Genomic DNA, 25,073 nt, shown 5'->3' on the forward strand with positions numbered 1-25,073 from the left:
TATCTTCTGCGCAACGGTGCATAAAAAAGGGCCCCACTTTTGGTGGAGCCCGTACTTACTAACCCATCTAAAAACAAAACTAAGGTAAAATCAGTTACAGTATTCATCAAATACAGAAATCAGGTGCTGGGCGATCATCTGCGCCGGGCGGCCTTCGATCTGATGCCTTTCTACCATGCTTACCAGCTGACCATCCTTAAACAGCGCAATAGCCGGAGAAGAGGGCGGATAAGGCAATAAATGCTGCCTTACCTGGTTTACAGCTGCCACATCAAAGCCTGCAAAACTGGTAGCCAGCCTGTCCGGACGTTTGCCTGCATTCTGAACAGCCATCAGTACACCAGGCCTTGCCGCGCCTGCAGCACAGCCACATACCGAATTGATCACCACCAGTGTGGTTCCGGGCTGTTTGAGGGTATCGTCGACCTGCTGCTCGGATACCATTTCATCAAAACCATGATCCGTTAACTCGGCTTTCATGGGTAAAACTATTTCTGCTGGATACATAAATTATGTGTTTAGAATACAAAGCTACGACAAAGTTGTAACACCAAAAGAATAGCATTTGGGAGACAAATGTAGACAATATGTCACACAATAAACGCTAAATTGACATTTTGTCTTGTTTTTAACAATAAAACAGACAGTAATTCAGCTTCCGGCATCTGAAAACCGAATGGTACAGGGTTTGAACATTACAATTCAAATCGATTAAAAAAATAAAAAAAAGAATAGACTATGACACTCGTAAAACAAAATGCAGCTTTTGGCAACCTGTTCGATGAACTTTTCAACAACATTCCTGCAGCCTGGGGCAAAGAAGCGCAAAACGCTTTTGCATCTCCGGCAACCAACATCCACGAAACAACGGATGGCTACCACCTGGAACTGAATGTTCCCGGCCGTAACAAAGAAGATTTTGCAGTGAATGTAGACAAAGGTTTGCTCACGATCAGTTACGAAAAGAAAGAAGAGGCGGAAAACAAGGACTATAAGACCGTAAGAAAGGAATTCACCTTCCGCAGTTTCAAACGCAGTTTCACTATCGACGATAAGATCAACACAGAGGCAATACAGGCCAAATACGAAAACGGTATTTTAAAGTTGTACCTGCCTAAAAAAGAAGAAGTGAAAGTTGCTCCCAAACAGATCAGTATACAATAAGCAATTATTGCAGAAAAGTTTCATAAGCAGTTGGTTTTGGTTAACACCCCGCGTTTCTACGCGGGGTTTCTTTTTTATGGGCGGATCGTAATATTTTTACATTTTACACGACTAACCTGTAAAATGCACGTCATGCAAAAACGCCTGCCCATTCCTGTAATCATTGTACTGTTGTTCAGTTCCCTGCTGGGCAGCGCCCAGAAACAGCAAGCCCGGGCTTCCTCGCTCCTGTGGCAGATCAGGGGCAAGGGCATTGCTCCCTCCTATCTTTTCGGCACTTTTCACATGCTTTGCAAAGATGATTTTTCCATGACCGACAGCCTGAAAAAGAAATTTGCCACCACCAAACAGTTATACAGTGAGATCAAAATGGATGATCCAGCCATGCAGATGAAAATCATGAAGGCAATGTCTATGAAAGACACCACACTGCTTTCGCTTTTCGGCAGTGACTCAGCGAAGGCGAATGAAGCATTCAAAACCATTACCGGCATCCCGATGCAAATGCTGAATGGGTTCAGACCATTTATGAGCATGAGCCTGCTTACCATGAAGAGTATCGATTGCGCAGAACAGGTACAGATGGAAGGCCTATTTGTAGCAATGGCAAAAGAAGCTGGCATGCCTGTCAAAGGCCTGGAAACCCTGGAAGCGCAAATGGACCTGATGAACAGCGAACCGATCGACTCCCAGATCAATTCACTGAAAAAAACGCTTTTCAATTTCGACAGCGTAAAAATCAGCATGACGAAAATGATCGCTACTTATAAAAAGAACAATGCCGATTCTATTTACCGTTTTATCAAGGATAATGGCGGCAGCGATGCCTTTGAAGAGAAGCTGCTTGTTAAACGTAACAAAAACTGGATCCCCGTTATCAAAAAAGCAGTAACAGAAATGCCCAGCTTTTTTGTAGTGGGTGCCGGCCACCTGGGAGGCAAAAACGGCGTCATCAGCCTGTTACGCAAGGAAGGTTATACACTCACCCCCATGAAGTACTGATTTTGCCGGATGCCTGCTGAGAAAGACTTTATCATACTGCTGAACCAACACCAGAAGATCATACATAAGGTATGCAATCTTTACATGGATGCTGCTGCAGACCGTGAGGACCTGTTCCAGGAAATCACGCTGCAGGCCTGGAAAGCCTATGGCAATTTCAGGGGCGATGCTAAATTTTCGACCTGGCTCTACCGCGTTGCACTGAATACTGCTATAACTTATTTCAGAAAAGAAAAAAAGAAACCGGAGATATTCACATCCGAACACCTGCCTGAAGACCGGCAGGCCGAAACGACCGACCCTGTTGAAGAACAGGTAAAAGCCCTGTACGCTGCCATCGGCGATCTTTCGAGGATCGACAAAGCGATTGTGATGCTGTATCTCGAAGACTACAGCTACAACGAGATCGGCGATATGATGGGTATAACGGCTAATAATGTGGCGGTGAAAATGAACCGGATCAAAACCAAACTGAGAGAACAAACCCCGAAACATATGCAAACAGCATAAACTTATTTGTCAATAATGGAATTAGATCAACTCAAATATCATCTCAACCAGAAGCTCGAAACAGCGCATCTGAATAAATCTGCCGAAGATATTGCAGCACTGCTGAAGAAAAGGACGCGGTCGGTTGTGCAGAAACTGAAAGGCAGCGTCAGGTTCGAGCTTATCTGCGCACTGGTATTTCTTTTTGCAATGGCTTATGTGGCAGTTACCACGCGTTTCTGGGCACTGAAGATCTATTTTGGCGTTTTCAGCATACTTTGCGCGGTCTTTGCTGTGTTTCTTGCCTACCTGCTCCGGCGCATCAACCAGCTTGGTAATACCATCCTGCCCGTAAAAAGCAACCTTGAACGCCTGCAGCTGATCGTGAAGGAATTTGTAAAGCGCTATTTCCAGTTTTCGATGGCGCTGATACCAATCTGCTTTGTATTCTCCGTACTGCTTTCGCATACCGAACCCATTCGGATTCCGCAGGTAGAAAAAATGGCGTCGAGAATTTTCTCTGCTCCCTGGCAGCTATGGATTTTTCTGATCGGTTACATGATCAGCCTGGCCATATTCGTTTACTTCTTTACCAAATGGTACCTGAAAAAACTCTACGGCAATTACCTCACGGAACTGGGTAAATGTATCAGTGAACTGGAAGAACAGCCTGCTTAGAACTTATTTTTCAGCGATGCGATCACTGCTTCCGGCAGGAACGGGCTTGCATTACCACCATTTTTAAGTATGTCGCGCACGATGGTGGACGCTACGGATGTGTATTTGGGTTCGCCGGTAAGGAAGATCGTCTCTATATTTTTATCGAGCGTACGATTCGCATCCGCGATGGTTTTTTCATATTCGAAATCACTCACATACCTGATCCCACGCAGGATAAACCTGGCACCGATCTCTTTACAGTAATTGATGGTAAGCCCTTCGTATACCACGCTCTCCACCCTGTCTTCTCCCTTGAATATTTCCTTGAACCATTCCATCCGCTGCTCTGAGCTGAACATGGGCGATTTGGCGGCATTGATACCGATACCTACATAGATCTTATCAAATAATGGCAGGGCGCGGTTAATGATATCCACATGTCCTAAAGTAACAGGATCAAATGTTCCGGGGAACAGACAGATACGTTTCATAAGCAACGGTTGGTGCTGCGAAGATAAGGTTGTCTTTGATTTCAGCTGTGCCTTTCTGCCGATCCTATTGCTGGTTCTCCCTGTTGGCCAGCAGGTACAGCACTGCCATACGTACGGCAACACCGTTTTCTACCTGGTTCAGAACAATCGAGTGCGGACCGTCTGCCACATCGCTATCCAGCTCCACGCCCCTGTTGATGGGGCCGGGGTGCATGATCACGATCTCCTTACCCAGGCTGTCGAGCAGGGAACGTTTGATACCGTAAGCCAGGTTATACTCACGCAGCGAAGAAAATAATGGCTGATTCTGTCTTTCAAGCTGGATCCGCAGCACATTGGCCACATCACACCATTGCAGCGCTTTTTTTACATCATATTCTACCCTTACGCCCATGGCTTCCTGTATATATTTTGGGATAAGTGTGGGCGGACCGGCTACCATTACTTCCGCGCCCATTTTCTGCAGGAGGTACATGTTGCTGAGGGCTACGCGGCTGTGCATGATATCACCGATAATGGCCACTTTCAGTCCTTCCAGGCGACCGGTTCTTTCCTGCATCGAAAATGCATCGAGCAGTGCCTGTGTTGGATGTTCATTGATACCGTCACCCGCATTTACAATGGCTGCAGGAATATGTTTGGCTAAAAAGTGAGGTGCTCCTGAAGCGCTGTGACGCATCACCACCATGTCCACTTTCATGCTCAGTATATTATTCACCGTATCGAGCAAGGTTTCGCCTTTTGCGGCAGAAGAACTGCTGGCTGTAAAATTGAGGGTATCAGCAGATAACCTTTTTTCAGCCAGTTCAAAAGACATGCGCGTTCGCGTTGAGTTCTCATAAAAAAGATTCACGATCGTTACATCGCGCAGTGACGGCACTTTTTTTACCGGCCTTTGTAGAACTTCCTTAAACTGCTTTGCTGTAGAGAGGATAAGTGCAATATCATCCCTGTTGAGATCCTTAATACCAAGGAGGTGTTTGGTAGATAGTTTCATTAAAGGTCAAAGATAGGGTATTTGATCTTATGTGTGCAAAAGACAGTGGGTTGAGAGAGCGTTTTTTTTGCAGAAAAGTGAGATGTCTGCTGCGATAATGTGTTGGTAAGACGACCAACAACGGCGCAGTGCAGACGGACTTTGATCGGTACGATTAACCATTAACCAAAAGATCCTACCAGTCTTTGCAGAGGCGCCTCTTTGGGTTCGGTACCGAGCGAAGCAAAGGTAATCGGGATGATGCGCAGCACATTCCGATAGAGGCCAAAGCAGCGCTGGCGCAAAGACGAGGCCCAGCGGCCTGAGCGACACCGGTCTGGCATCCACTTGAAGATTGAATCTATAAACAGCTTTAGGAATAGCAAGTGCGTGTTGCGCTGAGTCCCCTGCGGGAGACGTCAGCAGAGACGGGGCCAAGCGGCCTGAGCGACCAGAAGCAATGAATTTGAAGTGGCCTGGAGAATCGAAATATCTTCCGAACACCTGTGGTCACCTGACGGACAATTTTTAATTATTGAAGATGTTCGCTGCCCCGCAACTGCAATACCTAAAACAACAACACTTCTTCCTTTCCGTCTTTTTCCTTCCAGCATACTTTTACTTTCTCGGAAATGATGGTATCGATGGTTTTGCCGGTATAATCGGGCTGGATGGGCAGCTCGCGGTTAAAGCGCCTGTCGATCAGTACACAAAGCGATACTTTTGATGGCCTTCCAAAATCGAGCAGCGCATCCAGTGCAGCCCTGATGGTACGGCCTGTATACAATACATCATCGATCAGGATCACATGCCTGTTCTCGATGCTGAATGATATATCGGTTGCATTGGCAATATGAAGGGTTTTACGCACATCATCACGGTAAAAAGTGATATCCAGCTTGCCGTAATCCGGCTCCCCTCCCGTTGTGATCTTTTTTAGCTCTTCAACGATCCGGTCGCTCAGATACACGCCTCTTGGCTGTAAGCCGATAATAGCCGTATTACGGAGATCCAGGTTATTTTCCAGTATCTGGTGTGCCAGCCTTTTTACGGTAAGTCCAAGTTGCTGTTCTGATAAAATCGTCTTCAAACCCTTAATTTTTAAATAAAAATAAACGCTTTCTGTGATACGGCATGAATTATTCAGCCAACAGTTCTTTATTTTGCCGGTCATGCTCCGGCTCCACTCCATAACCATTGTTCAGTTTCGCAATTATCTGCAGCAGAAATTCGACTTTTCTGAACGCATTGTGGGTATTTGCGGACTGAATGGCACCGGCAAGACCAACCTGCTCGATGCCATTTATTATCTCAGTTTCTCAAGAAGTTATTTTTCCCGGCCGGACAGCCAGAATGTACACCATGGACTTGCGGGCCTCCGGCTGGAAGGCAGGTACGGGCTGAACGGAAATCAGCACGAACTGACCTGCGTGGTACGCGAAAACAACCGCAAGGAACTCACGCTCAACGGGGAAGCCTATAAAAGATTTTCAGATCATATCGGCCGTTTCCCCAGCGTAATGATTGCGCCGGATGATGTTGAGCTGATCACCGGCAGCAGCGAGGAAAGAAGAAAATTCATCGACACGCTTTTATCCCAGGTAAATGCCCAATACCTCCAGCACTTAATTGCTTATAACCGGATCATGCAGCAACGCAACAGCCTGCTGAAGCAATACGCAGATGCCGGGAAGCCCGATGAATCGTTACTGGATATACTCGACGAACAGCTCAGCGAAAGAGGTAATTATATTTTCACAGAAAGAAAGCAATTCCTGCATTCCTTCCTGCCTATGGTGCATTCCATTTATAACCGGATAGCAGGCCGCGAAGATGCCCTTGCACTCGCTTACGAAAGCCAGCTACTGGCTTCCGGCGATCTGAGCGGATTACTGCTGCAGGCAAGAAGCAAAGATCTGCTGCTGCAGCGAACCACACGCGGCATCCACCGCGATGACCTTATTTTCCGCATGCAGGATCACCCGTTCCGCTCCGAAGCCTCGCAGGGACAGCGTAAAAGCCTGCTGTTTGCGCTTAAACTGGCCGAATGGCAGTTTCTGAAGGAACAGAAAGGTTTTACCCCTATCCTTCTGCTGGATGATGTTTTCGAAAAACTGGATGAGCAACGGATGTCGCAATTACTCCAATGGGTTTGTACGGAAAGCGACGGGCATGTGTTCATTACGGATACTCACCCCGAAAGACTGCGGGCACAGCTGGACGGATTGACCAGTTACCAGCTGATCGAACTTGAACAAACCGGTCAGGCTCCGGCGTAAATTTATACTTATCTTTGCAGTATGTCTGAATACCATATCGGCGACGCACTGAAAGGCTATATCCGTAAAAGCCAGCACCGCAACGGCTTACGCGCCGTGCAGATCGAAGAGGTATGGGAAAAACTGATGGGCAAGACCATTGCAAGATATACGGACAAGATCCAGATCATCAATTACAAACTGTTTATTCGCACTTCTGTAGGCCCGCTCAAAAACGAACTGATGTATCAGCGGCAACAGATCATAGATCGCATCAATGAAGAATTTGGCGAGAAAGTGATCTCCGATGTTGTGATCAGTTAAGGGCTGCTTTTCATTTTTAACAGCATTACAATCGTTTATAAAGACAGTTAACCGGTCCCTTTACGCAGATACGCTGACAGGATTTTATTTTCACCAAAACCATGTTATGCGTATATCTCTTTCTGTCCTGCTGCTTTTTGTTGCCGGTACTATTGCCGCACAGGGCATTCGTTTCAATCCGCCGGGCAACTGGCAGGCGCAGCTGAAGCTGGCATCAAAACAAGACCGCCTGCTGTTTGTGGATGTCTATACTAACTGGTGCTCACCCTGTAAAGAAATGGACAGAACCGTTTTCAGCACGCAGAATGTGGGTGATGTATACAATAACGGGTTCATCAATATCAAACTGGACGCAGAATCCGGTCCCGGCCCCGAGCTAGCTAAAAAATACGGTGTCAGCAGCTACCCTACTTATCTTTTCATCAATGGCAAAGGCGAGCTGATCTACCGTGCTTCAGGAATGTTTACCAGATCGGAAATGATCAAAAAGGCAAAACTTGCAGTTGCTGAAAAAAACAATGGTAAACCGATCGGTGAATGGCTGAAAGCTTACCCGAAACAAAAACATGATACGGCATTCATGAAAGGTTATCTGCAGAAACGTGCCAGGCTTGAAATGGAGAGTTCTAAAGAATATGACGAATACCTGCGCCTGCTGCCTTCCGGCGCAAGAGTTTCACCGCAAACCATACAACTGATCCTCGACAACACTGCCACACTCCCCCTCAGCAGCGAAACATTCCTGCTTTTATGGAAGAATTACAGCAGGATTGCAGCAGACACACAATTTACACGTCCCCTGAACGAACAGCTCGAAATGAGCATACGCATCGCAGCGCATCTGATGGTGAAAAAAGGCGATACGGCTGATTTGCGGAAATTCCTGGCATTGAACAGCACTGCTCCCGCAGCAGCACAACTGCCGGACAATCTGAACTATGAGGAACTTTTCTATCGTTCCAATAAAATGAAAGAACCCTATCTCGCACTTGTAATACCACAACTTGAAAAACTTGCGGCGGCTACTTCCAATGACACTACGCAACTGTTCCGGAATGAACTGGCGCAGGATCTGAATAACGCAGCGCGATTCCTGGCAGATCATTTTGAAGATGCTGCGACGCTGAAGCACGGACTGTTTCTTATTGAAAAAGCGATCGCACTCAAACCCGACAGGTTTCCCACCGATTTCATTATCTGGAATACCTATGCCCATGTGCTTTATAAAAAAGGGGATACCGGGAAAGCGATCGGCTGCGCGCAAAAGGCATTGGATATGGTTTCAGGCGATAATAAAAAATATGGTTTCACCGAACAGCTGGAAGCAGATCTGGAGCGTATGAAAAAAAATGCGGCGAACGGGAAACCATAAGCAACCCGCCGCCGCTGTTTCTTCAACCGGGTTTAATTCCCCCTCACGACCGGTTGAAAAATATTTCCAAGGTTTTTGAAGTTGATGGCTTTGGAGAGTGTTACGCCGTAAAATGGCCGCGGGTATTTCAGATTATTGGTGATCTCAGCCTGTAATGTAATACCGGTTGTAGCTTCCGTGATCCAGGCGCGGCCACTGAAAAACACATCATGCCTGCTTTCATAATGATCTGCCATATCGTTGTTCATCTGTGACGCAACAGACGGGTAATAACTGGCGCTGTACCCTACAGAAGCATGCACCCGCAGGCTGATCTGCCTGTTTTCGTGAACGATCATAACGCTAAGCAGGCCTGCATTGAAATTGAATTCGTTGGCATAGTAAGTAGATGTATTTCCAAAATCAATACTTCCCCCACCCGTTCCTTTTACGATCGTTGAATCGCGGTTGGAACTATTGTCGTACGATGAGGTGGTAGCTGTCCGGCGCCACACGAATTCAAGCGAAGGTGAATAATACAGTTTGATGGTATTATCCTCGCTGCTCGCTTTCCCCAGCCTGATGAGCGCACTCGAATAAGCGCCGAGATTATCAGATACACGGTTCCGTTTGAGCCGGGCCTGTTCTGAATAGCGCATGTAAGTGGTATCTGTTAAAGTGCGGATCTGGTAGACTCTTCGTATAAGCCCTGTAGAATCGGTAGTGGTCATCGTTCTGTTGCCATACAGGCTTACATAAGCGCCCACATGATTGCGCGCAGAGGGCTGCAGTAATATGTTGCTGGCAAAGAAAAAATGTTTGGCTTTGATCCCGTCAACCAGGTCGAAGTTGGTTCCCACATAAGCGAGGTAGCTGTAATTATTGATGACGGTATCTGGCGGAGCCGGACTTGTTACCAGCGTCATCTCGCGAAGGCTGTCTGTGTTTTTAACCTCTTCGCCCGTAACAATATTCCTGACCACAATACGCAGTTTCACTGCACGCTGATGATCAGTAGCTGAATCTTTTTTAATGGTCATAAAGAAAGGGAAAACAGCTATTCCGTTCAGGTCGCCCAGCATAGGATATGGTGTTGCGATTTCGTATTCGGTTGCAGGTAAGGAAGATGCTGCATAATCGGGCAACAGCAATAAACGGTAGTTTTTAACGCTGTCGGCCTGGTTAATATGAATACGCAGGTTAACCCTGTACACCAGGTTATCCTTCGATTTCCTGTTCAGCGTATCGGTAGCTTTCTCAAACCCTGCGGTAAAATGCTGGGCATGGACGAATGCGCCGCAGAGCAGGAAGGAGAACAATACAACAGTCTTTTTCATAGCCGGTAATTATGTGAATGACAATTGTGATAACGTCACAAAAATCAGCTTTGAAATACAGCAGGTAAAGCGTACTATTACGAAGCATGGCCCCGTATTATTACGGGGTAACGGATGGGAAAAGAACGGGGAAATGCAGGCCGTGCCTTTGGTAATATTGTCCTGTCACCAAAACAAACTAATATGCCCGAGATCAAAAATCCAACAGGCAATGTATCCATCGATATGTGGGTACATCCGATTGTGAGTACCGGCCGTAAAAGCTGGCACGAAAAGAACAAACGTCCCGCCATTGAAATCCTCAGCAACGGCACCCTGCAGCCGGAATATATCATGAAATGGAAGGTCGACAAGTTCCTTTACTTCATCAGTTCGCTGATCAGTACCCCCAAAAAAGGGTTGCGGATCTACATCGGTCAGTTCGGCAACAGCACCTCGGATCCGTTAACACCAAAAGGCATGGAGAATCAGCTTACAGTTGTATTCTCCTATACAACATGTGTAGACGAACTGGATATGAATTATAAAGACGACAAAAAATATTACATCATCACAGAACTCAACAAACGTATCGTTCTCGTGCAGAATAATGATGTGGCCAACCAGCGGGTGAAAAGATACAATGATGACTGCCGTAAAAGACTGGGCCAGATCTTTGGTAACATGCCAGGTGAAAACCCGGCTGAAACCAAAAGTGTGCTGCATAAACATTCTCACCTGCAGGAAATAGAGAAACTGATCGGGGCTATCAACGCCGATGACGCGCTGCAGCCGGATGTTGCATTTGTATGGTTAAGACTCACGTCTTATATGGCAAACGAGCCGGATGCAGATTCTATCGGTTACCAGAAACGTCTGACTGTAGAATTTGATCTGGTCGATGAAGATGGTAATGTGATTGATATCTTGTACGATGAGCGATCACATGGTGTACTGAACAACGGCGGCCTCTGCCCGCCCAATACCTGCTATGGCAATTGTTTACCTGAAGATGATCCTGAACCGGGATGTTAACGGAACGCATATATCTCCTGTTTGAAATCATGGCCTTACTGGCATGCCTGATCCGGTTGGGGAAATTGCGTCCGCAGTTGCTGCGATGGTTCCTTGTTTTGCTGCTGCTGGTCAATGCAGTGGAATGGGGAACCTTTTTCCGGTTGTACAAAATCAACAACAGCAACAACTGGATCTTCAACCTGCTGAATGCGTTCCAGTTTATCTTTTATGCCGGGATTTATTACCGGCTGCTGGGGTCTGCAAGGGCCAGGAAATATGTAGCGGCCAGCTGTGTAATACTGGTTCTTGCGATTGGGGTGAACATAGCTTTCCTGCAGGGCATCCGTTCCTTCAACTCCTATACTTTTATTGCGGGCTGTGCCTGTACCGTTTACTGGAGTTATCTCTACCTGATGCAGCAGGTGGAAAATATGGAAACCCCGGGTTTTACCAATGACCCTTTTTTCTGGATCAGCATCGGGCTGATGATCTTTCATGCCGGGGAATTTTTCCTGATGTCCTTTTTTCAGTATTTTTCTGCTATCAATGAATTCGGACATTTCTTTTCCGTTTTTTCAGTTTGCAGCAATCTTTTAAACGCCATCCTATATACCTGTTTAACCATAGCATTCTTTTGCAGGCGGACGCCACAGAACCTGTTATAATCGGAACCGCCGCCATGATCTGCATGACCCTGCTCATGTCGGGCATTTTCATTTCATTCCTGATCAAGTACCGCAAACGCCAGATCAGGCATAAAGAAGAACTGGTACAGACAGAAGAAGAATTACTCCAGGCGCACCTGGAAGTACAGGAACAGATCCGCAGGCACCTGGCCACAGAGCTGCACGACAATATCGGCCAGCTACTCAGTCTTACCAATGCCACGCTCGCTTCAGTTGATCTGCAGCAGCAGGAAAAAGCTGCAAGAAAAATAACCGATGCGCAGGAACTGGTGAAACGTTCCTTACAGCAACTCAGGCAGCTGAGCCGCGTGCTGCATGGCGAGCAGGTGCTGGAACAGGGGCTGGCAGCGGCGATCCGCCAGGAGATCAACTGGCTGCAGCGGAGCGATTATTACGAGATCACATTCAACAGTAACATTCCCGAAGAAATGCAGTTCAGCGAGCATAACAAAAACCTTGTTCTCTTCCGCCTGCTGCAGGAATCCATCAGCAACATCGTAAAACATGCAGAAGCATCGGCCATAGAGATTAATTTTGATTACATGCAGGACAAGCTTCAGCTCGGCATCAGCGATAATGGCAATGGGTTTCACCTGCCCGAAGCACTGTCGGCATCATCGGGGGGAATGGGTCTTAACAATATGAGAAAAAGAGCCGCTCTCATCGGCGGGTCGCTGCAGATAGAAGCAGCGCCGGGCGCCGGTACATCCATCCGGATACAGGTTCCATACATACCGTCATGAAACAGCAGAAAATAAAAGTAGCACTGGTAGATGATCATACCCTGTTCAGATCGGGTATCGCTAACCTGTTGCTGGAATTCGATGATATAGAGATCGGATTTGAAGCGCCTAACGGCAAAGAGCTTCAGAAGAAAATGCCACAGCATGCAGATACGGATGTGGTACTGATGGACATCAACATGCCGGGTATGGACGGGTATACGGCCACGCGGTGGATGCGCGTCAACTACCCGCATATCCCGGTGCTTGCGCTGAGCATGTTCGATGAAGAAACCGCTATTATCAATATGCTCAAAGCCGGTGCCGGCGGTTATGTGCTGAAGGAATCCAACTCAACCGATCTGCACAGGGCTATCAGCGAGATCTTTTCCAAAGGGTATTATATCAATGACCTCGTGAGCGGCAACCTGGTCAGGTCGCTCCAGCATGAAGGCAGCGCCGATCCGGGCCCAAAACTGACAGATAAGGAAAAACAGTTCGTTACACTCTGTGCCTCGGAATTAAGTTACAAGGAGATTGCGCATGTGATGGGCATTTCTGTGAGAACCACCGAGCACTACCGCGATCTTCTCTGCGAAAAACTTCATGTTAAAACGCGGATCGGCATTATTCTCGCCTGCCTGAAGAATGGTGTATTGTCGTTACAGGATCCTGAAAAACTGTAACGAAACCGGACACCCGGTACCACAAACGGACAATTACCCGGGCACCCGCCACCCCGGAACGCAATACAGTATTGCAAATCATTTCTGGTACGTTTTTTAGGGGATAAAAGCACTGCTAAATTATTGCCCATGTTCAGAAATTACCTCAAGACCAGTTTTCGTTACCTCCGCAGACACAAGCTGTTTTCGCTGATCAATCTCGCAGGCCTGTCGATCGGCCTTACAGTCTGCTTTTTTGTGGTATCGTATGTCCGCTTCGAAAGCAGCTATGATGGTTTTCATGAACATGCAGACCGTATCTATCGTGTGATCACGGATGTGGAATCGCCTTCAGGTGCGATCGCTTATGAGGGCAGTTCTGCACCAATGGGACCAGCGCTGCAGGCAGCCTTTCCGGAAATACAGGCATCAACCCGGCTCCTGCTCGATTACTTCATCGTAAAGAAAGACATCAACACATTCAGCGAAGAAAAAGTAGCATATGCGGATGCTTCTTTGTTTTCGGTTTTCAGTTTCCCGCTGCTGAGCGGCGACAGGAGCACTATGCTGGAAGCGCCTTTCAATATGGTTCTTTCTGAAACTGCGGCAAAACGGTATTTCGGCAGCAGTAATCCCGTGGGCCAGACACTTTACCTCGACGGCGGGCAGCCTGCGGTTGTTACAGGCGTTATGAAAGACATGCCATCGAATGCACATTTCAAGGCAGATATCCTGGTGTCGCTTTCAACGCTGCTGAAAATATACAATCCGAATCGTGGATCAAACTGGAAGGCATTTGGTTTTTATACCTATCTCCTTTTACCGCCGCATACAGATCTGCAGGTGTTTAACCGGAAACTCAATACATTCCTGGGGCAGTACTATAAAGATCTGCCGTCCCGTTACCAGGTCAGCGCAGAGCCGCTTACGGATATTTACCTGCATGGTAAACCGCGGGGCAACCGTTCGGGCAGTGCGGTTACTGGCAATGTCAGCAATATTTATATCTTTTCAGCGATTGCAGTATTTGTGCTGCTGATCGCCTGTTTTAATTTCATCAACCTTACCACTGCCTTTTCATTACAGCGTGCCAAAGAGATCAGTGTACGTAAAGTGCTGGGCGCGTCGGGAAAACAATTGCGTTTCCAGTTCCTGACAGACGCCGCGCTGATTGCGCTGATCGCTTTCTGTGTATCGCTGATACTGATCATCATGCTCACACCGGCATTCAATAAACTGGCGGGGAAAGAAGTGATACAGCATATTACAGGAAACCGTTCGCAGTTATTGTTGTTGCTGATCGTTTCACTTGTTACCGGCATACTTTCCGGCATCTATCCTGCATTTTTCATGGCGGCATTCCGGCCGCTCAACGGACTGAAAGGCCGCTTCAGCACAGGTACGCAGGGACTTGCTTTACGCAGATCACTTGTAACGGTACAATTCACCATCTCCATTGTACTCATAGCTGCTACCCTGATCGTTTATACCCAGCTTCATTACATGCAGAACCGCGATCTCGGATTCAGGAAAACGCACCAGCTTTACATCGATTTTCATTTCGATAACCGGATCAGCAGCCGTTCGGAAGCTGTAAAGCAGGAATTGTTACGTATTCCGGGCGTGAAAGAAGTTTCACTTTCATCTTGTCTTCCGGGCAGGCCTACTTTAAAAAGAATGACCGAAACCGAAGACGCAAACGGAAATATGCAAACTGCCGAAACGGATATTTATTATATTGACCAGGATTTCCTGCCGCAATATGGCATTGAGTTACTGGCAGGACATAATTTCTATAATGCTTCAGACACTGCCAGTCTGCTGGTGAATGAAACCCTGATCAAAGGTCTCGGTTATAAGAATGCCGCTGCTGCTATAGGTAAACGGTTGCAGCAAAACAGGCAGTCGGGCACGATTGGCGGTGTGATCCGCGATTTTCATTTCAACTCTTTCAGGGAAGAAGTAAAGCCACTTACGCTGCGTATACTGCCGGGTAATTTCACCTTTATTACGCTTACGCTCGATACGGAAGATCCAAGCGCCTCATTGCAGCTCATCGATAAAGCATGGAAAGGGATTATGCCGGGAATGCCGCTGATCTATGCATTTACAGACGATACTTACAACAACCTGTACCAGGCCGAAGAGCGCTTCGGCAGGCTGTTCACCATTTTTTCTGCACTGGCTATTTTCATTTCCTGCCTGGGTCTGCTTGGCTTATCTGCTTTCAGCATTGTACAGCGAACCAGGGAGATCGGGATCCGTAAAGTATTGGGCGCATCTGCATCAGCTATCATCACATTACTTACCAGGGATTTTATCAAGCTGATAGCAATCGCCTTCCTGATCGCTGTTCCGGTGGCCTGGTATATCATGTCCCAATGGCTCAATGAATTTGCATACCGTACGGGTATCAGCTGGTGGTTATTTGCCCTTGCAGGTATCTCGGCTGTGATGGTCACTTTGCTCACAGTGGGCATACAGGCTTACAGGGCGGCTATGGCCAACCCGGTGAAAAGTATCGGGACGGAATGATGGGGAGTTACAGGGTTAACAGACCAACCCTGTACAGCCCGTTTACGGGTTTGTTATCCCAGAAAAGCTCAAAATCTTCCAGTCCTGCCGCATCATAATTGTCTTTGATCTCCTGGATCGTCATGACTTTGCTTTTTGCCGGAGACAACTGTTCCAGTATGCCTGCGAGCCAGGTGCCCTGCGCTTCGCTCACGCGGATATTCAGCGTTTCCCTCTTACCCTGGAAAGTAAGCGATGTCATGGCCCACTGATTCCCCTTTTTGGATTTCACAAAATGTTCCACAACAGGTTGTCCGCCCAGCCACACCACTTTTGCTGTTGGTTTGGCGCTTACGTGCAGGTCGGCATCCAGCGCTTTACGGATATAATCCGGATCTACGGTGGTTTTCGGCACTTTAAATTCAAACCATTTCTGCAGGGGCAGATCCAGGCATTTGCCATGCATATAATTGAAAAGTGATTTTTTCAACCCGAAGCTGAAAGAATCATGATCTGCACCGGTGGGATCGGTATGAACAATATCGTTATTGGCAAAACTGCCGATCGCTTCTGTTTCTTTTTTAACCTGGTATTTTTCCGGATTAAGTCCTACCGGGCTGTGTGCTGTCATTGCAAACTGGTGCCAGAACGCTGATTGGAGTATGCCGGTCTCGAACATCTGCCGCACCATTTCCAGCGAATCGATGGTTTCCTGCGCGGTTTGTGTAGGAAACCCATACATCAGGTATGCATGAACCATGATGCCGGCTTCCGTAAAATGCCTGTTCACCCGTGCTACCTGTGCAACAGTGATCCCTTTCTGAATCAGCTCAAGCAACCGGTCGGAAGCTACTTCCAGTCCGCCAGATACTGCAATGCAGCCCGACTGGCGCAGCAGCAGGCAGAGATCGCGGGTAAAGCTTTTTTCAAAACGGATATTCGTCCACCAGGTTACATTCAGTTTGCGGCGGATGATCTCCAGTGCCAGGGCACGCATGAGTGCGGGTGGTGCGGCTTCATCCACAAAGTGAAAACCGTTCTGCCCGGTCTGCGCGATGATTTCCTCCATCCTGTCGCATAGCAATGTTGCAGTAGCAGGCTCATACAAGCGTATATAATCGAGTGAGATATCGCAGAACGTGCATTTGCCCCAGTAACAGCCATGGGCCATGGTGAGCTTATTCCAGCGCCCGTCGCTCCAGAGACTGTGCATGGGGTTAACCACTTCTATGGCTGAAATATAGCGGTCGAGCAGCAGGTCGCTGTAATCAGGCGTGCCTACCTGGCCTTGTTTATAATCACCGCAGGTGGCATTGTTCATGTAGACCACTGCCCCATCCTTCCGCATGAATGTTCGTTTCAATCCAGTTTCCGTAATAGCATTATCGATATACCGTAACAGGTTCTCGATAGGCGCTTCACCATCATCGAGCGTGATAAAATCGAAATAATCAAATACCCGCGGATCTGACAGTGAACGTAATTCCGTGTTGGCAAAACCACCGCCCATCACCACTTTCACTTCCGGATGGTGTTGCCTGATCCACTGACCACAACGGAAGGCCGCATAGAGATTACCGGGAAAAGGGACAGACACCGCCACAAGTCCGGGTTGCACCTGCTCCATTTTTTCTTCCAGCAGCGTTATCAGCAATTCGTCGGTGAACGTATAGGGTTGCTGTAAAAAGCTGTGTAATTCGTCGAAACTGTTCGCCGAACGGCCCAGTCTTTCTGCATACCTGCTGAAACCGAAATGTGGGTCGATGCATTCCTTGATCAGGTCAGACAGGTCTTCCAGGTACATGGTTGCCAGGTGTTTGGCCCTGTCCTGCATACCCATGCTTCCGAAAGCCCAGTCGAGGTCGTCCACCTGTGCAAAACGTGAGGCTTCGGGCAGGAAATTCCGTTTACAGATTTGATGTGCCAGTGTAGGGTTCTTTCCCTGCAGGAATAATACAACAGCATCGATGGTATGGATATAATCCTCTCTTAAAGCAATGATCCTTGCCGCATTGTCAGATTTTTCAGTGCAGCCGGCAGCCCGGTCGAACAGTTTTTCCAGTCCCTGCCTGGAGAAGATCGCCAGCGTTACTTCAATGCCCAGGTCGGCCTGCGAGGCAGCAATTCCTTTGGTATTCAGGAAACCTTTCAGGTAAGCCGTGGCCGGGTAAGGGGTATTCAGTTGTGTAAAAGGAGGCGTCAGCAGGAAAACGGGTTTGCTCAAATCGGGGCTTTTAGAATGCAAAAGTATTTCTTAAATTTAATTATCGGGCCAATCTGCCTGTTTCAGCGCCTGCTTTCAAATTAAAAGCCGGTTAAAATTGAACGTTCACACCCCTCAAAAAAGGATAATACGGGCGATGGGGTTAAACTTGCAGTATGGAAGAAAGAAAGATCCTGATTGTTGAAGATGAAAAGAAGATTGCCGCTGCATTAAAAAAGGGCCTTACAGAGAACGGTTATTATGTGGAAGTTGCTTATGACGGGCTGATCGGGAAAAAGCTGTTCCTGTCTCATCCCTACGACCTGATCATACTCGATATCAACCTGCCGGGACTAAACGGCTACGATCTCTGCAAACAGATCCGCAATCATAACCAGCAGATCCCCGTGATCATGCTGACTGCGATGAATACCACCGAGGACAAGATCGAAGGTTTCGACGCAGGTGCGGATGATTATGTAATCAAACCGTTTGAATTCAAGGAATTACTGGTAAGGATCCGGGCATTGCTGAAAAGGATCATGAACCAGCAGCTGCCTACGGGTAATATCCTGAAAGCTGCCGACCTGGAGATGAACCTGGATACCAAGGAAGTGAAAAGGGGCGATCAGCCGATCCTTCTTACGGCAAAAGAGTTCCAGTTGCTGGAATACTTTATGCGAAACCGAAACCGGGTACTCTCGCGTGCCGATATCGCGGAACGCGTATGGGATATCGATTTCGATACAAAGACAAATGTGATCGATGTATATGTGAACTACCTGCGTAAAAAAATAGACAAGAATTTCGCCACACGCCTCATCCATACCCAGGTAGGCATGGGTTATATTTTAAAGGAGAATGGTTAGATGAAGATCAAATACCGCATCACGTTATTGTTCACTATTGTAGTTACGGCCATACTGCTGGTAGTATGTGTTTCCGTGTATTATCTCTCACAGCTGAACCGGGAAAAGGATTTCAGAACAAGGGTAAGGAACAGGGCGCTGACTACCGGCGGACTGTTGTTCAAGGTAAACGGGATGGACAGGGAAATGATGCGGCGGATCGATGAGCAGATGGTGATCACCCAGCAGCAGAAAAGTGTGATCGTATACAATGAACAGGGCCAGGAAATCTACCATGCCGTGGATGTAAATGCCACACCTGTAAAGGCAGACCAGGAGATACTGGACAAGGTAAAGAAAGACGGGCAGTATATTTTCAAGCGCGACGGAAGGGACGCTGTTGCGCTGATCTATAAAGCAGGCGACGGCAAAGCTTACCTGGTAGTAGCAGCTGCCTATGACCGGGACGGTGCCAACAGGCTGAGCGAATTGAAGTTTGTTCTGATCCTCAGTTTCTTTACCGGGATACTGATCACTGTAATCTCGGGCCTGTTCTTTTCATCGGGGCTGGTGGCTCCCATAAAAAAGATCACCAACGAGGTAAAAGAGATCTCATCGCAGAATCTATCACGCCGGATCGATGTGAATGAACCCAAAGATGAGCTGAATGAACTGTCTTCAACCTTTAACGCCCTGCTGACCCGTTTACAGGAGTCGTTTGAGATACAGCGGCGTTTTATCGCGAACGCATCGCATGAACTGTCAACTCCCCTCACGTCCATTTCCAGTCAGCTCGAAATTACCATGCAGAATGAACGGAGTGCAGAAGAATACAAACATGTGATCGATTCTGTGTATGATGATGTAAGAACATTAACACAGCTCACCAGGAGCCTGCTGGAACTTGCAAAAGCAACGGGTACGTCGGACGGGATGGAGTTATCGCTGGTACGCATTGATGAACTGCTGATGCGGATCCCGGCAGATATCCGGAAAGCCAGCAAGGAATATTCCACCGAACTTCATTTCGATACTTTCCCCGACAACGAGGACAATCTGCTTGTATTCGGCAACACCGATCTGCTCTACAGCGCTATTAAAAATATAGTACTTAATGGCTGTAAGTATTCTGACAATCATACTGCTGCGATTTCCCTTAACTTTGCAGAAGACAAGCTTGACATTATTGTGAGAGATAACGGTCCGGGCATCAGCGAGAAAGACCAGCAGCTGATCTTCCAGCCCTTCTATCGCGGCAGCGATGTGGAAGGAACGCATGGTTCCGGGCTTGGGCTCTCGCTGGCTCTGCGTATCATCAACCTGCACAAGGGAGAGATCAGGATCATGGAATCTTCCAGAAAGGGTACGGCATTCCAGATCAGCCTGCCGATAGCGCGCACTTTTCACCAGATCTGAGCACCCTCCTATTTCTAATATTTTTCTAATCTGATCTTAATTGCGCATTAATAATAATTGATCAAATTGCACCTGTAACAAGATCATTCAAACGGATTCAGCATATTGGTATACATACTCCCTATGGAATACCACCTTTTTTATTATTTGCTCAGGGTTTAGTTTAATACCGCTCTTTTCTAGGAGCGGTATTTTTTTATCCGGAACACTTTAATGTCATTCTAATTCGAGACTAATCACCCTTTAATAGCCGGTGCCCACCTTCACCCGGTTAAAGAGCAACACACCATCAAGCAGACCATTGTTGTTTGTATTTCATCATCCAAAAAACAGAGCTTATGATCAGTGTTATCATTCCGGCGCTCAACGAAGCAAAAACAATTGCAAAGGTTGTAGATTATTGCAATCGTTATCCTAAAGTATCAGAAGTGATTGTGGTAGACGATTGTTCGTCAGACAGTACGGCAGCTATTGCAAGACAGGCAGGCGCCAAAGTGATTACCAGCTTTACACGCGGCAAGGGCGCATCCATGAAAGACGGGCTGGCGCATGCCGAAAATGAAATCATCGTATTTCTCGATGCCGATATCGACCCTTACCCGGCAAACATGCTGCATCTTATCTGCACACCGCTTTTGAACGATGAGCAGGATTTTATCAAGGCACGTTTTTCGCGTAACAGTGGCCGCGTAACGGAACTGCTGGCCAAACCGCTTTTAAGTATATTCTTTCCCGAGCTTACATCTTATGAACAACCGCTCGGAGGTATGATCGCAGGCAGGAAACGTTTCTTTGAAAACATCCGTTTCTTCAATGATTACGGTGTGGATATAGGCATACTGATCGATATGCATATACAGGAAGCGCGCATTGCCGAAGTACATATCGGTCATATCGAAAACAAAAGCAAACCCCTGAAAGAACTGGGCCGCATGAGCCGCGAAGTAGCCAATGCGATTTTATTCAAGGCATTCCGTCACAGCAATGTACCTGCACCCTTTCAGCCCGAAGATATTTTATCATCAACATCTCAGTATGAATATAGCATTACCCGATAAACTGGCCGTTTTTGACATGGACGATACACTGCTGAGGGGCCGGTTCATAGACCGGTTCACGGAGCGCTACCAGCAAACAGCGGCATTGAAGGAGATCCGGGCACAGCATTACAGCAGTGCAGAACGAACACATGCCATTGCGCGTTTGCTGGAAGGACATACCAGGGAAGAACTGATTGAACTGGTAGACGGCATTGAACTCGTTCCAGGCACAAAGCGTGTAATAGCAGCGTTGAAGAAACAGGGTTATCTCACAGGAATTATTACAGACAGTTACGATTTTGCAGCAGAGCATGTCTGCCGCAAAATCGGCGCAGATTTCGCAGTAGCCAATCACGCCGCATTCGAAGGCGGAATTGCCACAGGCGAAGTAACGATACCGGCTATTTTATATCATACACCTGAAAGCAGCTGCCGGCATGAGATCTGCAAGCAGAACGCGCTGGAGCATATACTTCGCACCAGGGGAATAGCACGGACAGATTGCATTGCTGTAGGCGACAGTGAAAACGATACCTGTATGGTAAAAGCAGCAGGCACCGGTATCGCTTTTCAGCCCAAACATAACTGCCTCTTACAGGCAGCGGATTTTGTGATAGAAGAGCCGTCCTTCGAACAGATTTTATCACGTGCCTGACATTTCTAATTTCATTCTAATACCTGTTTAATAGATTCTTAATGGCGCATGATTAGGTTTACTGAACAGAAAGAAAAAAGCATGCTCGCATTCAAAAATATATTGGTTCCTGCAGACACGATGAGCGACGCTGAAATAGCGGCAAAGAAAGCCATTGAACTCTGCGGGCCTGACCGGGCAACGATCCATCTTGCATACAGCGAGCATCATAAGACAATCCTGGAGCGTTTTTTTCCATGGAAGACTGCAGAACCAGCATCTTTTGCAGATGCGAAAGATGCATTCAGGCAACTGTCGGATCTGAAGGAAAAATTAAATGCAGATACGGGTGGCGCTGATTTTGTTGTGGAACAGATCCCTGACAAAACGGATACTACAGGCATGGCTGGTTATATCAGCACACATGGTATAGACCTTGTGGTCATCAATAAATACGAGAACGGTCAGGCGACCGCTGTAAACGATAAAACCATTGCAGTAGAACTTGCAAACGAGACCACTATACCGGTGCTCACGATCACAAGCGATTGCCTGAATCACCCGGTGAAATCGATCCTGCTTCCGGTAGACGACGTGCTGACGCATGAAAAGATCAAACTCGCGCTGTTGTTTGCAAGACATTACCATGCACAGATCCACCTGGTGGCACTGCTGCACAATAACGAGCCGGCACCCAAGGCAAAAACGGATGCTTTTTATATGGCATACAAGATACTGGCAGAATACGGGCATTCGCCGCATTACAAGATCCTGCAGGGAACCGATCCTGCGGATATGCTGCTGCGTCATGCTGCGCAGGTCAAAGCCGATCTGATACTGGTGAATGCGGAAAAAAAGCCGTCATTCTTAAGCCAGGTACAGAAAAAGATGACAGACCTGCTCCACCCGCTTGCATCATTGCATATTCTGTCGCTCAAACTTTCTATTTGATAACCCCCTAAAATCCAGGTCATGAAAAGATCAATACTAATGACGGTATTGGCTGTAACAGCTATTACCGGTCTCACAAAAGCGCAGCTTCCGGAAGCAAAAAAATTGTTCTCTTACGAACGGTACAACAGCGCGGCTGCTAACCTCCGCCAGACTTTGGAGCAGACGCCGAACAATGCGGAAGCCTGGTTCTGGCTCAGCAGAACACAACTGGCGAAAGACAGTTTACAAGCTGCCAAGGAAAGCTTCGGCCGTATCCCGCAGGAAATTAAAAATGATCCTTATATCCTCGTAACACAGGGAGCCCTGCAGTTACAGGAAGGCGATTCAACTGCAGCCGCGGCATCATTTGCAGCAGCCATCGGTAATGGCCGTAAAAAGAACCCGGCCATACAGGAAGCAGTTGGCCGCGCCATTCTCGATGCACCCAAAGGCAACCTGCAGGAAGCCATCAATATTCTGCAAACCGCAGCTGAAAAAGACAAAAAGAACCCCGAAGTATTTATTGCCATCGGCGACGCTTACCGGAAACTGTACAATGGTTCGGAAGCTGCAAGGGCATACCAGGCAGCGATAGACGTTGATGCATCCAGTGCAGCAGCTTATTACAAACTGGGTAAAATTTACCAGACGCAGAACAATGCAGATGTGTTTGTTGAGTATTACAACAAGGCACTGGCAGCAGATGCGAATTTTGCACCGGTATATTACCAGTTGTATTTCTATAATTATTTCCGCGATGTGAACAAAGCCAATGAATACCTGCAGCAGTACATTGCAAAAACGGATGCGGATATCAAAAATGAATACCTGCTCACTGATCTCTATTATGTATCGCAGAAATTCAACGAAGCCATTGCAGCGGCCAATCATGTGATCGCGACCGAAGGAAATGCAGTGAAGCCGCGGATTTACAAGCTCCAGGCTTATAGTTATGAAGGACTTGGTAATTATACCGATGCAGAGGCCAGTCTCAAAAAATACTTCAGCGCGGAGAACGACACCAATTACGTGGCGAAAGATTTTGACCTGATGGGCAAGATTGCAGAAAAAAGCAACAGGCCGGAAGAAGCAGTTACCTGGTATGAGAAAGCATACAATATGGAAAAAGACAGTGCTATGAAAATAGACTACACCAAAAAAATGTATGCATTCTATAAAGCACAAAAAGATTACAGCAAGCAGGCATACTGGATCGGTCAGCAATACGCGCTTCATGCACCGATGAGTAATGTAGACCTGTTCAACTGGGGCGTAGCATATTATAATGCGAAGGATTATGATATGGCCGACAGTGTATTCACCATGTATTCAGACAAATATCCCGAACAGACCTATGGCTACTATTGGCGCGCAAGATCTAATGCGGCAATTGATACCGCTATGACCGAAGGTCTGGCCATCCCCCATTACGAGCACCTGATCGATGTGGCTGAAAAAGATACCGCCAATGCCAACAATAAAAAATGGCTGATCGAAGCATATGGCTACCTCGCGGCGTATAAAGTGAACCAGGAAAAATTGTACAAGGACGCACTGGATTATTACGACCGGATCCTGACGCTCGATCCGGGAAACAATGATGCGGAAAAATATAAGACCATCCTTGAAAAGATGATCAATGCTCCCAAAGATAACAACTGATGCAAATCGGTAGTTAGTTTTTAGTTATAGACACACTGAAAACAGAGCCGGCGGATTTTTCTGCCGGCTTTCCTATTTTTGACGTATCATGAAAATACAATTATGGTCGGTAGGCAAAGCAGATGAACCTTATGCTGCGGCAGGAATTGAAGCGTTCACCAAACGGCTGGGCAAGTATTTCCCTGCACAATGGCACCTGATCGCTCCCCCGAAAAATGCCGCCAGTCTCGGTACCAATGAACTGAAAAAAGCAGAAGGAATGCTGATATTGCAGCAGCTGCAGAAAGACGATTACCTGGTGCTCCTGGACGAACGCGGAAAACAGTTCAGTTCACCGGAACTGGCCGAGTTCATACAACAGCGGGCCAACGAAAGTACACGCAGGATTGTGTTCCTGATCGGCGGTGCATTCGGGGTGGATGATGCGGTTGCAGCCCGTGCCGATACCAAATGGAGCCTGTCGAAACTGGTTTTCCCGCATATGCTGGTTCGCCTGATCCTGGCAGAACAATTGTACCGGGCCTGTACTATTCTTAAGAATGAAAAATACCATCATATGTGATTATGATTGATAGATTTAAGCAGCAAAAGCACAGACCTTATGAGATCAAATCTTACCATAAAAAGTGGCCTGGAGTCGCATAAAGAAAACAGGCAGAGCAAAAAAATTTTCCAAAAGATTAAAAAAACTGATTGGTTCAA

The 25,073-nt window shown here is 47.2% G+C and carries 25 protein-coding genes; 19 read left to right on the top strand and 6 right to left on the bottom strand.

The genetic code is table 11. The features are described from left to right. Positions 1-90 precede the first annotated feature (90 nt). Positions 91-507, bottom strand: coding sequence for a BrxA/BrxB family bacilliredoxin (locus B5D42_RS15015; protein WP_078832340.1), 417 nt, complete (start codon positions 505-507; stop codon positions 91-93). Between the two features lie 231 nt (positions 508-738). Here B5D42_RS15015 and B5D42_RS15020 point away from each other — a divergent pair, with 231 nt between their 5' ends. The 4 genes from B5D42_RS15020 (at position 739) to B5D42_RS15035 (ending at position 3,333) form a co-directional block, all read left to right on the top strand. Continuing rightward, positions 739-1,164, top strand: coding sequence for an Hsp20/alpha crystallin family protein (locus B5D42_RS15020; RefSeq protein WP_078832341.1), 426 nt, complete (start codon positions 739-741; stop codon positions 1,162-1,164). A 132-nt stretch (positions 1,165-1,296) separates the two neighbouring features. Next, entirely contained in the window at positions 1,297-2,166 is an 870-nt protein-coding gene (locus B5D42_RS15025) for a TraB/GumN family protein (protein WP_176113032.1), read from the top strand. Between the two features lie 9 nt (positions 2,167-2,175). Beyond that, the gene (locus B5D42_RS15030) at positions 2,176-2,676 is read left to right on the top strand and encodes an RNA polymerase sigma factor (RefSeq protein ID WP_078832343.1); all 501 of its coding nucleotides are present in this window, start codon (positions 2,176-2,178) and stop codon (positions 2,674-2,676) included. Positions 2,677-2,691: 15 nt separating this feature from the next. Then, positions 2,692-3,333 carry a DUF8845 family protein gene (locus B5D42_RS15035; protein ID WP_078832344.1) on the top strand — a complete coding sequence of 214 codons (642 nt, stop codon included), beginning with the start codon at positions 2,692-2,694 and terminating at the stop codon, positions 3,331-3,333. Here B5D42_RS15035 and coaD read toward each other — a convergent pair. From coaD to pyrR, 3 genes are all read right to left on the bottom strand, one after another. Continuing rightward, complete coding sequence (gene coaD / locus B5D42_RS15040; protein ID WP_078832345.1) at positions 3,330-3,806, bottom strand: pantetheine-phosphate adenylyltransferase; 477 nt, start codon at positions 3,804-3,806, stop codon at positions 3,330-3,332. The two genes, B5D42_RS15035 and coaD, sit on opposite strands and share 4 nt — an antisense overlap. Before the next feature lie 64 nt (positions 3,807-3,870). Next, positions 3,871-4,803 (bottom strand): aspartate carbamoyltransferase catalytic subunit, encoded by a 933-nt coding sequence (locus B5D42_RS15045; RefSeq protein ID WP_078832346.1) that lies wholly within the window; start codon positions 4,801-4,803, stop codon positions 3,871-3,873. A gap of 547 nt (positions 4,804-5,350) precedes the next feature. Beyond that, complete coding sequence (gene pyrR / locus B5D42_RS15050) at positions 5,351-5,872, bottom strand: bifunctional pyr operon transcriptional regulator/uracil phosphoribosyltransferase PyrR (protein WP_078832391.1); 522 nt, start codon at positions 5,870-5,872, stop codon at positions 5,351-5,353. 34 nt (positions 5,873-5,906) lie between these two features. Between pyrR and recF the strand changes: the two genes are divergently transcribed. From recF to B5D42_RS15065, 3 genes are all read left to right on the top strand, one after another. Further along, positions 5,907-7,061, top strand: a complete 1,155-nt coding sequence (gene recF, locus B5D42_RS15055) for a DNA replication/repair protein RecF (RefSeq protein ID WP_245825715.1) — start codon at positions 5,907-5,909, stop codon at positions 7,059-7,061. 21 nt (positions 7,062-7,082) lie between these two features. Further along, a complete protein-coding gene (locus B5D42_RS15060; protein WP_078832348.1) occupies positions 7,083-7,364 on the top strand; it encodes a DciA family protein in 282 nt (93 codons plus the stop codon). Between the two features lie 106 nt (positions 7,365-7,470). Further along, positions 7,471-8,736: a thioredoxin family protein gene (locus B5D42_RS15065; protein ID WP_078832349.1), complete on the top strand. Its 1,266-nt coding sequence runs from the start codon at positions 7,471-7,473 to the stop codon at positions 8,734-8,736. A 32-nt stretch (positions 8,737-8,768) separates the two neighbouring features. On the opposite strand, the gene B5D42_RS15070 is transcribed toward B5D42_RS15065, so the two are convergent. Then, the gene (locus B5D42_RS15070; RefSeq protein WP_078832350.1) at positions 8,769-10,052 is read right to left on the bottom strand and encodes a hypothetical protein; all 1,284 of its coding nucleotides are present in this window, start codon (positions 10,050-10,052) and stop codon (positions 8,769-8,771) included. Between the two features lie 183 nt (positions 10,053-10,235). Between B5D42_RS15070 and B5D42_RS15075 the strand changes: the two genes are divergently transcribed. The 5 genes from B5D42_RS15075 (at position 10,236) to B5D42_RS15095 (ending at position 15,656) form a co-directional block, all read left to right on the top strand. Then, complete coding sequence (locus B5D42_RS15075) at positions 10,236-11,066, top strand: hypothetical protein (protein ID WP_139367187.1); 831 nt, start codon at positions 10,236-10,238, stop codon at positions 11,064-11,066. A gap of 29 nt (positions 11,067-11,095) precedes the next feature. Further along, positions 11,096-11,713 carry a hypothetical protein gene (locus B5D42_RS15080; RefSeq protein WP_139367188.1) on the top strand — a complete coding sequence of 206 codons (618 nt, stop codon included), beginning with the start codon at positions 11,096-11,098 and terminating at the stop codon, positions 11,711-11,713. 14 nt (positions 11,714-11,727) lie between these two features. After that, a complete protein-coding gene (locus B5D42_RS15085) occupies positions 11,728-12,477 on the top strand; it encodes a sensor histidine kinase (RefSeq protein WP_139367189.1) in 750 nt (249 codons plus the stop codon). After that, positions 12,474-13,142: a response regulator transcription factor gene (locus tag B5D42_RS15090; protein WP_078832354.1), complete on the top strand. Its 669-nt coding sequence runs from the start codon at positions 12,474-12,476 to the stop codon at positions 13,140-13,142. The genes B5D42_RS15085 and B5D42_RS15090 overlap by 4 nt, the downstream gene beginning before the upstream one ends. A 129-nt stretch (positions 13,143-13,271) precedes the next feature. After that, positions 13,272-15,656 carry an ABC transporter permease gene (locus tag B5D42_RS15095; RefSeq protein ID WP_078832355.1) on the top strand — a complete coding sequence of 795 codons (2,385 nt, stop codon included), beginning with the start codon at positions 13,272-13,274 and terminating at the stop codon, positions 15,654-15,656. A gap of 7 nt (positions 15,657-15,663) precedes the next feature. Here the strand turns inward: B5D42_RS15095 and B5D42_RS15100 are convergent, their stop codons facing one another. Next, entirely contained in the window at positions 15,664-17,859 is a 2,196-nt protein-coding gene (locus B5D42_RS15100; protein WP_078832356.1) for a B12-binding domain-containing radical SAM protein, read from the bottom strand. A 155-nt stretch (positions 17,860-18,014) separates the two neighbouring features. Here B5D42_RS15100 and B5D42_RS15105 point away from each other — a divergent pair, with 155 nt between their 5' ends. The 7 genes from B5D42_RS15105 to B5D42_RS15135 all read left to right on the top strand — a co-directional run bounded on the left by B5D42_RS15105 (position 18,015) and on the right by B5D42_RS15135 (position 24,933). After that, positions 18,015-18,707, top strand: coding sequence for a response regulator transcription factor (locus B5D42_RS15105; RefSeq protein WP_078832357.1), 693 nt, complete (start codon positions 18,015-18,017; stop codon positions 18,705-18,707). Then, positions 18,708-20,102: a sensor histidine kinase gene (locus B5D42_RS15110; protein ID WP_078832358.1), complete on the top strand. Its 1,395-nt coding sequence runs from the start codon at positions 18,708-18,710 to the stop codon at positions 20,100-20,102. Between the two features lie 338 nt (positions 20,103-20,440). After that, a complete protein-coding gene (locus B5D42_RS15115; protein WP_139367190.1) occupies positions 20,441-21,160 on the top strand; it encodes a glycosyltransferase in 720 nt (239 codons plus the stop codon). Beyond that, entirely contained in the window at positions 21,138-21,797 is a 660-nt protein-coding gene (locus B5D42_RS15120) for an HAD family hydrolase (protein WP_176113033.1), read from the top strand. The genes B5D42_RS15115 and B5D42_RS15120 overlap by 23 nt, the downstream gene beginning before the upstream one ends. Positions 21,798-21,878: 81 nt before the next feature. After that, positions 21,879-22,727 (top strand): putative universal stress family protein, encoded by an 849-nt coding sequence (locus B5D42_RS15125; RefSeq protein ID WP_217698841.1) that lies wholly within the window; start codon positions 21,879-21,881, stop codon positions 22,725-22,727. A gap of 21 nt (positions 22,728-22,748) precedes the next feature. Then, positions 22,749-24,371, top strand: coding sequence for a tetratricopeptide repeat protein (locus B5D42_RS15130; protein ID WP_078832362.1), 1,623 nt, complete (start codon positions 22,749-22,751; stop codon positions 24,369-24,371). Positions 24,372-24,459: 88 nt separating this feature from the next. Further along, complete coding sequence (locus B5D42_RS15135) at positions 24,460-24,933, top strand: 23S rRNA (pseudouridine(1915)-N(3))-methyltransferase RlmH (RefSeq protein ID WP_078832363.1); 474 nt, start codon at positions 24,460-24,462, stop codon at positions 24,931-24,933. Positions 24,934-25,073: the final 140 nt, after the last annotated feature.

This window comes from Sediminibacterium ginsengisoli, assembly GCF_900167075.1.
Classification (GTDB): domain Bacteria; phylum Bacteroidota; class Bacteroidia; order Chitinophagales; family Chitinophagaceae; genus Sediminibacterium; species Sediminibacterium ginsengisoli.